The organism is Methanolacinia paynteri, from assembly GCF_000784355.1.
GTDB classification, from domain to species: Archaea; Halobacteriota; Methanomicrobia; order Methanomicrobiales; family Methanomicrobiaceae; genus Methanolacinia; species Methanolacinia paynteri.
The window spans coordinates 1-10,242 of the sequence record NZ_AXDV01000045.1; the positions used below are offsets into that span (position 1 = coordinate 1).

The following is a 10,242-nucleotide window of genomic DNA, read 5'->3' on the forward strand; positions in this document are numbered from 1 at the left end:
AGGATCGAAAAACTGGAAAAGCTCGGTCTCGCCGAGAAGAAAGGTTCGGGTTCACATACATATTATACAATAAAGAAGTAAATGGTCAATCCCTCGCGGAGCATGCCCGGCCGGTATAAAAAAAGAGAATAAAGTTCCTGTTGATCTGTTCGAGAGAAACTTTCTGCTCTTTTTTCAGCTCCACAAGATCCGTTATATCCGAATAGATCGCAGCAAATGTCCCTTTCTTAGGGCTGTAGATATATATGCTGTGATACTGTTTCAGGGCGGGATTATAATCGACGAAACTGTCGTCTCCCCCGTTGAGTGCAATATTGCCGAATCTCTCAATAATGGTTTTTCTCCCCCCGGGAAAATATTCAAGATATCTTTTTCCAATGATCTCCGAAGATTTGATCCCGGTCATCTTCTCGAATGCCGGATTTACCCTTAGATACCTGAAATCAGAAGGATTACCGTTTTCATCGGTGATTACCTCATGATATGCGAATGCATTCGTCATCGTTTTGAAGAGCTCCAGGTACTGCCTCTCACTCTCCTTAAGTGCGTCTTCGGTCTTTTTCTTCTCCGTAATATCAAGAATGGATTCGACCGCACCCTTAATCTTCCCGGAGCTGTCGAAGACGGGGTAGCCTGAAATCTCGACCCACCTGCCGCTCGATTTCTGCTTCTCCTCGGTAATGGAGGTTCCGGATTTTATGACTTTTTTTATTGTGCACTCGTCGCAGAAATCTTCTCCCAGGCCCCAGAAAGAATAGCATTTTTTTCCGATCAGGTCTTCGAGCTTTTTCCCGGGGGCTGCGACGGGCTTGTCGTTTATCCACCTGACCGACAGGTCGGTATCGTAGTATATGACATTTTCGTGAACTGCATTTATTATCGCGGTTTTCTCATTCTCGTAGTCCGCCAGGACGGCATTTTCATTCTTTTCTTCCGGAACCGGGCGGGAGTAGATACCGATTACCGACATGCCATTATAACTGATGAATCCGGCTTCCGATTGGACATCGTAAAAAGTATTATCGGCTCTTTTGTGCCTCGCCTCGTAGATTATTGTTCCAGGTGAATCTTTCAGCCCGGATTTAAGGTCATCAAAAGACAGGGAGCCGTCTTTCGCCTCCTCGATTTCGCCCAGATTTCTGCCTGGAAGATCTCCGGGTTTGTATCCAAGCTTTGAGCAGGCCGTATTATTGGCAAATATTATTTTTCCAGAATCATCGACCCAATATAATTCATCCGGGGAGTAAAGAAGCGATGAACATACAAGGCCGGGCAGATCTGATTCGGCCCGTTCCGGGTGTTTTTCTTTTATATATTCGAGAACCGGATCAAACGGTTCCGGGTATTCACCTTTATGATTTTTATCGTATTTTCCGGGATAGGGGTCTGACATTTTTTCCCATTAAGACTTTACAGCGATATATAATATATGAACTGACGGTCCTGCCTGCCGAAATTAGGTCATATATAATATTCCTGATCACAAATCCAAAAGTTGTAGTCTAAACGCAATGAACTGAATGAAATCGGTCAGATCAACTCTTTTTCGCGGATGACTTTTTCAACCGCCCCGAGCCCTCCGTCAAGATATACTGCACCGGCGAGAGCTTCGCATAACTCGGCCATGACCCTCCCGGACGTCCAGATATGCCCGGCCTCCTCACCCTTTCCCCAGTGCACATACCTGAAAAGCTCGATACTCTCCGCGGCCTTTCGGAGGCGGGTCATGTTTACGATATCCGATTTTGCAACTGAGAGCTCGCCTTTGCTGTACAATCCGGATTTCATCAGGGATTCCAGGACGATCACGTCTATCACGGCATCACCGAGCGTTGCAAGGGCATCCATATGGAATCCTTCGGGCAGACTGTTTTCAAGCGAATATGCAAGTCTGGTCAGGGCACGTGTAAGGAGTTCGTGATTTTTGAACCTGTAGCCGATGATCTCCTCCAGTTCATCGGGGGGACGGGCAAGGCCGTTGTTTTTTGCAGGCTTTCCGTTATCGGCAGTCATATTATCCCCTGTGTCCTGAGCCTGTTTATCGCGGCGCAGAATTCTTCTTTCCTGAAAGACTCCAGGTCTCCTCTTATTCCGGGTGAGATTATGTCGATCCCGAAATCCCGGATATCGGCCAGGACGCGGTCGGCGATCGCGGAAAGGTCCGTTCTTCCGTCCATGTATTTAAGGGAATAATTCAGTGCATAACCTATTGCTCTCAACTGGCTTCTTCCCGAAGCCTGTTCGATCGCCGTCATATCGATTCTTTCGTAACCGAACTCGATCTTCCCTGCCTCCTTTACCGATATCTTTACAGGTCTTTTTCCTTTCGCAGGGTTAATACTTTTTTTGTCGGGAACTCTCGATATGAAAGGATCAAAGATGCCGCCTTCCGCAAAGAATCTCCCACCGGAGTCAGCGGCTGCGATCTCTCTCGCTCTTTCGGTGACATCGAAGGCACGGTACTCTTTCATGCAGACTACGATATCGGCCACGTCGATATAGTCCCCGCACCCGCCGGCAATGATTATCGTGGAGATTCCGTGTTTTTCGTACAGGTCACGGACTTTATCGATGAAGGGCGTGATCGGTTCGTTCTCTTTCGAGATCAGCTTCTGCATCCTCTTGTCGCGTATCATGAAATTGGTGGCGGATGTGTCTTCATCGATCAAGAGCACTTTTGCCCCGGCTTCGACAGATTCTATGATATTTGCGGCCTGTGAGGTGCTCCCGCTGGCGTTATCTGTAGAGAAGCGTTCGGTGCTTCCGCCAAAAGGAAGGTTGTTAATGAACGGTGAGATGTCGACCGATTCGATCCTTCGTCCGTCCTCCGACCTGATCTTCACGGCATCGGGGTTTGTTATGACGAATTCCCGCCCGTCTCCGGGGATGTGGGCATATATGCCTCTCTCTATTGCATTGAGCAGCGTGGACTTGCCGTGATAGCCCCCTCCGGTGACGAGCGTCACGCCTTTAGGAATTCCCATCCCGGATATATCCCCGGAATTTGGGGTATGAAACGTAACTTTCAGTTTTTCAGGACTCATGAAAGAGACGGCTTTGTCAAAAGACAGGGGCTTTTCGTCGATTCCGCTTGCTCTCGGGAGATGTGAACCGTCTGCGACGAATGCAATAAGTCCTGCGTCATCGAGCTTCGACCGGATATATTCGGAGTCTTCGTAATGCCTTATATGATCCCGAATTGCCTCTATATCCAGGTTTTCGTAATAAAGCGAAGCGGAAACCACCGCCGGAATTATCTCGATGAGCATCTTCAAGGCGGCGGATGAATCGATCCTCCTTCCCCTTGCCGGAAGGCCGATGAAGAACCGAACTTCCGTCGCGTCAGGAGTTTTTACGGCCGAAGATCGCCGCAGTATCTCCTGGCCGGGAGGATCGATCTCTATCAGTCCGCTCTTTCCGCTGCCCTTTCTTCCCCCTGAATGCTTCTTCAGGTTTCCCTCAAACACTCTTGCGATGAAGTCCTCGAATGCGGTTTTCCTTTCGAGGGTACCAAAAAGAGTTCCGGGAAATCCTGATATTTTATCAGGTATCCTCACCCTGATCCTGCTGGGGGAGGCGAAGGGATCGCCCTGAATATGATCTATTATTAGCTGAAAGTCTCCGAAATTATGGGGGCCTTTGAGATCCCTGTACGCGGGATATCCCCTGTTATCGATCTTTTGAAGAATGATTTTCAGTCCGGGGCAGTCAGACATTATAAAAAATATGATACAAAGTGGTTTAGCATTTTTTAATGGGTGTGTTTTTGGGGAGGAGTTCGTTGGAGGGCATAAGCCCCTTCGGGGCAGCCCGAGCGCTAAGTTTGCTACGCAAACTCGCGCAATCACGATAACCCGGCCTGGACGCTACCCATCCGGGTAGCCTCGGCCTGGGAATAGAAAAACAAATTGGTGATGGAAGGTCGCCCAAGACCGGGGATCATAAAAATTCTATTGTAATTGTAAAAGAAAAGGAGCGGGAGGGATGCTTGCCCATCCCGACTGCGACCTATCGCCATGAGGGGGAGGGTCACAGGGAAGAGGAATCTTCCCCCGCCCTTCAAAAGACCAGGATAAAAAAATCACCCGTACCCGGTGATCTCGTATTTTATCTCAGTAGATTTTTCCACGCACTCGGCCCCGTGCTCTATCATCTCTGCAATTCTCTTCTCGATGATATTCGGGTATACTGCCCCGACCATCTCCTGGACCGGCCGGCCTCCGCAGAAGAATTTGAATGTCGGAGTTGCCATAACCCCGAATTTCTCGCTGATCCAGAGAGCTTCAGTTATATTCAGCAGGCCGAACCTCATCTTTTCATGATATTTCCCGGCATAATCCTCGAAATAAGGCATTATAGTCTTGCAGTGGGGGCAGGTTTCGCTGTAAAACATCACGATTACAGGTTTTCCGGTATTCTCTACAAAATTCTCCCAGTTGAGATCGTTCAACTCCATTATTACAGGTGAAGGCATCCGTTATCACTCCGATGAAAGAAACATCACAGAATACTTTCCCTGATGGTAATAAAAATTATCCATGATACCAGTCGAACAATCTGTGGCACACATTTATTATAATCCTTCAATCACGGACAATTGCCACAAATAATCATTCATACAGGACGGGATTAGAACGGACTGATACTACCTTATTTCAACTCTTTTTTAAAATAAACCATATCGATCAGTTGTATCCCTTCTTCAAACATCGGGTGATCGTAATTATCCACAAAAAAGTTTTTTATCTTGTGCGAATAGGTAAAACCGCATTTCTCGTAAAATTTTGTTGTAACCGGAAAGTCACCCGTTCCTACAAGCATTATATCGCATACATCACGGTAATGTTCAAGGACGAACCTGACCAGGAATTTCCCGTAACCCTTTCCCTGGAACTCTTCATATGTCGCAATATTTTTTATCTCGTAGATCCGGTCATCTACTCTTGCAACAACACAGACAGATCTAAGGCCCTCATCATATAAAGCGAACAGATCTCCGGCCTCAAGGTACCTGTCAATCATGCTCTCCTGTTCATCAGCCAGCAGCAATAATTCCAGGAATTGCTTTTTATCGGAAAATACCTGAACAACTTCCATTTTACCTCAACAGATTAATCTGTTGGAACGCAGTTCTTTCTGTAAATAACGACTGGCATAAAGAAGAAAAAAATTCAGAGATTTTTAAGAGCTACGATATCCGTAACCCCTGTAAGCTTCCAGATATTCGATCTCTCCTCTGTCGCGATTGACTCGATCGGGTCCGAAGGAGCGTGACCGAGTGCCGCAAGGATATTTGGTGAAAGACTGTTCTTCGTAATCATATCGACAAACATCCCCCGGACCTGCTTCTTGGTTATGGAGTCCTCCTCCTGGACAAGGTATCCCTGCATAGTCACGAAGTCATAACACGAAAGATCGGACGAATATCTCTCGACCTCCACGCATACATACGGGTTCAGCCTGTAAAGATCGTTCTTCCTCCCGTATTTCGTGGAGAGGAAATAAAGGAATTTTCCGTCAAAAACATAGAGAAACGGGGCCATATACGGGTATTTTTCTCCCTGGAAGGCTATCCGGCAGATATACCCCTCCTCGATCAGCCTGTTGTACTCTTCCTTTTCCATATGAGGTATCTTGACAACTTCCATACTCTCAGCACCTGACGATTGAGTGTCAACACATTAAGAAATAAATATTTGCATTGGTCTTTTTATATAATTTTTTTTATCCAGGCCACTGCGTGAAAATAAATTACAGACGGCACAACGGTGTTTTCAATGCAAATGAAATATTCGCTCAAGAAAATTCAAATAAAACAATTCGTCTTCCTGTCGGCGGAAAAGACTGAAAGGACGACAGGCCATGAGATCCCTAACCGCCGAACAGATCAGATGGGGGGCACCACCATGTGAGAATGAAAATATTCGTTTGTTGTATGAATAATTTTTATTTACTCATCACTGTCCGGCGGCGGTTATCACATAAACCCGTCATAACTTATTATAAGTTATATGAGATATAACGGTTTCCCTGCACCGCTGTACCCTAATAAATTTTGTTTGTAAATGGCATCCGTAATGGTGCAAATGTTTCCCGGGAAAAAGGTGATATTAACCGGGATCAATTCTTATATGGACCAGGATTTCGGTAACAATTATGAATGAAATATATGTCATCGGGCACAGGAACCCCGATACCGATTCGATATGCAGCGTCATAGCATATGCCGAATTGCTGAATTCAAAGGGGAATGGAACTTATGTCCCGGCAAGATGCGGGCCTGTGACTGAAGAGACCATGTATGCGCTCGATTATTTCGGGGTCGAAGAACCGCGCTACATCGAAAGTGTCGAGGCATCCATATCCGATCTTCCGCAGATCTACTCGATCAGCGCCGAAGAGAGCCTTCCGACGATAGACATCGTCAAAATAATGAACGAAAACAATGTCCGTAACGTCCCGATAACAGACTCCGACGGCTTTCTCAAAGGACTTATCAGCGAGTACGGTCTCGCCCAGGCATATGTCCGGCGCGACAAGATCGAGCAGCTCTCCATAACGCCGATCAAGCTTGAGACTCTCAAAAGAATTCTTCATGCAAAGATTATCGTTCCCTCCTGCGACCTCCTCGAAGGCCGCGTCTATATCGCGATCGACGCCCTCCACGTGACATTATCGAAACTGACCAAGAACGATGTCGCGATCGTCGGCGACAACGAACCGACACAGCTCGCGCTGATAGCCGCAGGGATCGCCGCGCTAATCCTCGCAGACGGAGCACCGGCCGGCGAACGGGTGCGGAAAGCCGCAGAAGCAAAAGGAGTCGCACTCCTTTCGACTAACCTCGATGCATTCGGTGTCGGGAAGATGATCAACCTCTCGCTCCCGGCAAGCCAGATAATGGCAACCGATGTCCCGACAGTATCGATGGAGGATTCGACAGACTACGCCAAGCAGCTTGTCTCGAACTCGAGATACAGGACAGCCTGCGTAACCGACAGGAACGGAAAATACCTGGGGATGATCTCGCGGAATACGTTCCTCGACGATATATCGAAGAGCGTGATCCTCCTCGACCACAATGAATTTGGCCAGGCGGTCGAAGGGATCGAGAATGCCGAAATCCTCGAGATCATCGACCACCACAGGATAGGGACGATATCGACGCTAAAACCCATATGTTTCATAAACGAACCCGTCGGCTCGACATGTACGATCATCGCCTCGAGGTACCTCAGGAGCGGAAAAGAGATCGGCCGCGGGATCGCAGGGATACTTCTCTCGGGAATTCTTTCGGATACGATGGTCCTCCGCCTTTCGACGACAACCGATATGGACAGGGAGATCGTTGAAAAACTGTCGGTAATTGCCGGCGTCGATCCGATCGAGTACGGCACCGAACTGATAAAGAGAGGAATGGATCTCGACAACGAGGATCTCGAATCCCTTCTCATGAGAGATACGAAGAAATACGAACTCTATGGAAAGAAGATAATCATCTCCCAGATCATGGTCCCGACATTCGAGTTTTCGCATGAAAATTCGCAGGAGATAATCAGCACCTCCAAAAAGATCAAACAGTCCTCGGGAGTCGATATCTTCGCCGTCCTCCTGACAAGCGTCTTCGAGAATTCAAGCGAACTCTACCTGGTGGCAGACGAGATCGTCGTCTCGAATACGGGCGCGGAAAACCAGCCGCTCCTTCTCGAAGGGATGATGTCGAGGAAGAACGATTTTATTCCCTGGTTCGGCCATATTCTTAAGAATTTGTAGATCAGGTCTGATTTAATCCTTTTTTCCCGTAAATGGTGTTAAAAACAAAAATAATGCCAAATAAAAGATCCTAATTGATAAAAATAAAATAAAAGGGTGCAGGCGGCTGAATGACTATCGTCTAACACCCATCATGATAATGCGAAAGCGGCTCGATCGTTATATCGCCCTTCTTCATCGACTCTATCGCCATCGCCGCCGCCTTCGCAGCCTGGATTGTGGTAATATACGGGGTATTGTAATCGAGAGCGGCTCTCATTATCTGCATGTGATCCTGCCGCGAGTATTTGCCCGAGGGGGTGTTGATGATCAGGTTGATCTCTCCCCTCCTCATGAAATCAATGACATTCGGAGAGCCTTCCTGGACCTTTCTTACAAGATCCGCCTCGATTCCGTTCTCGCGGAGCGTCTCGACAGTCCCTTTCGTCCCGACGATCGATAAGCCGAGAGAGCAGAGCTTCTTTGCTATCGGAACGAAATCCTGCTTGAACTCGCTTCCGGCCGAGATGAAGACCTTTCCTTCAAGAGGCAGCTGGTTTTCCGCGGAGATGCAGGCCTTGTAATACGCCCGCCCGAAGTCGTAATCGATTCCCATTACCTCGCCCGTGCTCTTCATCTCGGGGCTCAGGGTGATGTCGACGCCCGGAAGCTTGTTGAACGGGAGGAGAACCTCCTTTACGGATACATGCGAGAGCTTCTTCTCTGTGATCCCGTAGGTCTTCAGCTTCCCGTCCGTCATCACCCTCGCGGCGATCTTTGCAAGCGGAATCCCGGTCGCTTTCGAGACGAACGGAACCGTGCGGCTTGCACGTGGATTGGCTTCGAGGACATACACGATCTCGTCCTTCACTGCGTACTGTATATTGATCAGCCCCACCACACCGATCCCGAGCGCAAGCTTCCTCGTGTAGTCCTTCACTGTCGCGATAACATTCTTCGACAGGGACTGGGACGGAATCACACATGCCGAATCGCCGCTGTGAACGCCGGCCTCTTCGATGTGCTCCATAATTCCGCCTATGAGGACATCTTCGCCGTCGCAGACCGCATCGACATCGATCTCGATCGCGTTCTGGAGGAACGAATCGAGCAGCACAGGGTGCTTGCGGCTGACCTTCACGGCCTCCTTGATGTAGTTCCTGAGCTCGATGTCGTCGTGGACCAGCTCCATCGCCCTTCCGCCGAGGACATACGACGGCCGGACCAGGAGCGGGTAGCCGATCTTCTTTGCGACCTGCATCGCCTCGGTCTCCGAATGTGCCGAGCCGTTCGCCGGAGAAGGAATCTCGAGCCTTTCAAGGAGTTTGCTGAACTGGTCCCTGTCCTCCGCAAGATCCATGGCTGCAGGCGATGTCCCGAGGATCTTCGTCTTAAGCCCGTACTCTTTGATCTTCTCCTCGATTGAGGTCGCAAGGTTAACGGAGTTCTGCCCGCCGAACTGGACCATGACACCGTAATAGTCGTCCTTCCTGAGAATGTTCATCACATCCTCGAGCTTCATCGGCTCGAAGAAGAGGCGGTCGGAGGTGTCGAAGTCCGTCGAAACGGTCTCGGGATTGTTGTTGACTATATGGACCTCGATTCCTTCTTCACGGAGCGCCATTACCGCGTGAACCGTGCAGTAATCGAACTCGATTCCCTGTCCGATCCTGATCGGGCCGGAACCGAGAATCAGGATCTTCTGCTTTCCGTCCCTGTCGATCTCGCACCCGTCGTCCCTTGTCGAGTAGAAATACGGGGTCTTTGCCGGGAACTCGGCGGCACAGGTATCGACCAGTTTGTAAACCGGCAGTCCTGCGATCGTTTCGATCTCCTTTTCCGGCTTTCCGGTCAGCTCGTTGATCTCGGTTACGGAAAATCCGTAGTGAACCGCATTGCGGATGTCGTCTTCGGATACGCTTCCGCTCTTAAGCTTCTTCTCGATCTCCACGAGGTTTTCAATCTTCTGGAGGAAGAATACGTCGATAAACGTGAGAGCCGAGACCTCCTCTACAGTGAATCCCTGCCTGAAGGCGTCGAACAGGCATCCGAACCTCTCGTCGGTCGGGTTCTGGAGGAGCATCCGGATCTCGTCCTTGTCGGTATGCGAATTGATATCCGTATCCAACGACCGCATCGCCTTCATGAACGCCTCTTCAAGCGTCCGCCCGATTGCCATTACCTCGCCCGTACTCTTCATAGCGGTAGTGAGCGTCCGGTCGGCGTTCTTGAACTTGTCGAAAGGCCACCTCGGGATCTTCACGACAACATAATCGATCGCCGGCTCGAACGATGCCGGGGTGCAGCCCGTAACCGAGTTCATGATCTCGTCGAGCCTGAGCCCGATCGCGATCTTCGCCGCAACCCTTGCAATGGGGTAGCCGGTCGCCTTCGATGCGAGGGCTGACGACCTCGATACACGCGGGTTGACCTCGATGATCCTGTAGTCCCCGTCCTTGAACGCCATCTGGATGTTGCATCCGCCCTGCA

General features: G+C 49.3%; 8 protein-coding genes. 1 reads left to right on the forward strand and 7 read right to left on the reverse strand.

Annotation, left to right across the window (positions count from 1 at the left end; all coding sequences use genetic code 11):
• Positions 1 to 85 precede the first annotated feature (85 nt).
• The 6 genes from METPAY_RS01665 to METPAY_RS01690 all read right to left on the reverse strand — a co-directional run bounded on the left by METPAY_RS01665 (position 86) and on the right by METPAY_RS01690 (position 5,648).
• Positions 86 to 1,393 carry a PAS domain-containing protein gene (locus METPAY_RS01665; protein WP_048148564.1) on the reverse strand — a complete coding sequence of 436 codons (1,308 nt, stop codon included), beginning with the start codon at positions 1,391 to 1,393 and terminating at the stop codon, positions 86 to 88.
• A 137-nt stretch (positions 1,394 to 1,530) separates the two neighbouring features.
• Complete coding sequence (locus METPAY_RS01670) at positions 1,531 to 2,013, reverse strand: ribonuclease III domain-containing protein (protein WP_048148566.1); 483 nt, start codon at positions 2,011 to 2,013, stop codon at positions 1,531 to 1,533.
• Positions 2,010 to 3,716: an ABC-ATPase domain-containing protein gene (locus METPAY_RS01675; protein WP_048148568.1), complete on the reverse strand. Its 1,707-nt coding sequence runs from the start codon at positions 3,714 to 3,716 to the stop codon at positions 2,010 to 2,012. The genes METPAY_RS01670 and METPAY_RS01675 overlap by 4 nt, the downstream gene beginning before the upstream one ends.
• A 365-nt stretch (positions 3,717 to 4,081) precedes the next feature.
• Positions 4,082 to 4,474, reverse strand: coding sequence for a thioredoxin family protein (locus METPAY_RS01680; protein ID WP_048148570.1), 393 nt, complete (start codon positions 4,472 to 4,474; stop codon positions 4,082 to 4,084).
• A gap of 176 nt (positions 4,475 to 4,650) precedes the next feature.
• Entirely contained in the window at positions 4,651 to 5,097 is a 447-nt protein-coding gene (locus METPAY_RS01685; RefSeq protein WP_048148572.1) for a GNAT family N-acetyltransferase, read from the reverse strand.
• 74 nt (positions 5,098 to 5,171) lie between these two features.
• Positions 5,172 to 5,648, reverse strand: coding sequence for a pyridoxamine 5'-phosphate oxidase family protein (locus METPAY_RS01690; RefSeq protein WP_048148574.1), 477 nt, complete (start codon positions 5,646 to 5,648; stop codon positions 5,172 to 5,174).
• A gap of 508 nt (positions 5,649 to 6,156) precedes the next feature.
• Between METPAY_RS01690 and METPAY_RS01695 the strand changes: the two genes are divergently transcribed.
• The gene (locus METPAY_RS01695) at positions 6,157 to 7,773 is read left to right on the forward strand and encodes a putative manganese-dependent inorganic diphosphatase (RefSeq protein ID WP_048148576.1); all 1,617 of its coding nucleotides are present in this window, start codon (positions 6,157 to 6,159) and stop codon (positions 7,771 to 7,773) included.
• Between the two features lie 121 nt (positions 7,774 to 7,894).
• Here METPAY_RS01695 and carB read toward each other — a convergent pair.
• Positions 7,895 to 10,242 (reverse strand): carbamoyl-phosphate synthase large subunit (gene carB / locus METPAY_RS01700; RefSeq protein WP_048148578.1); only part of this gene is annotated, 2,348 nt, incomplete at its 5' end.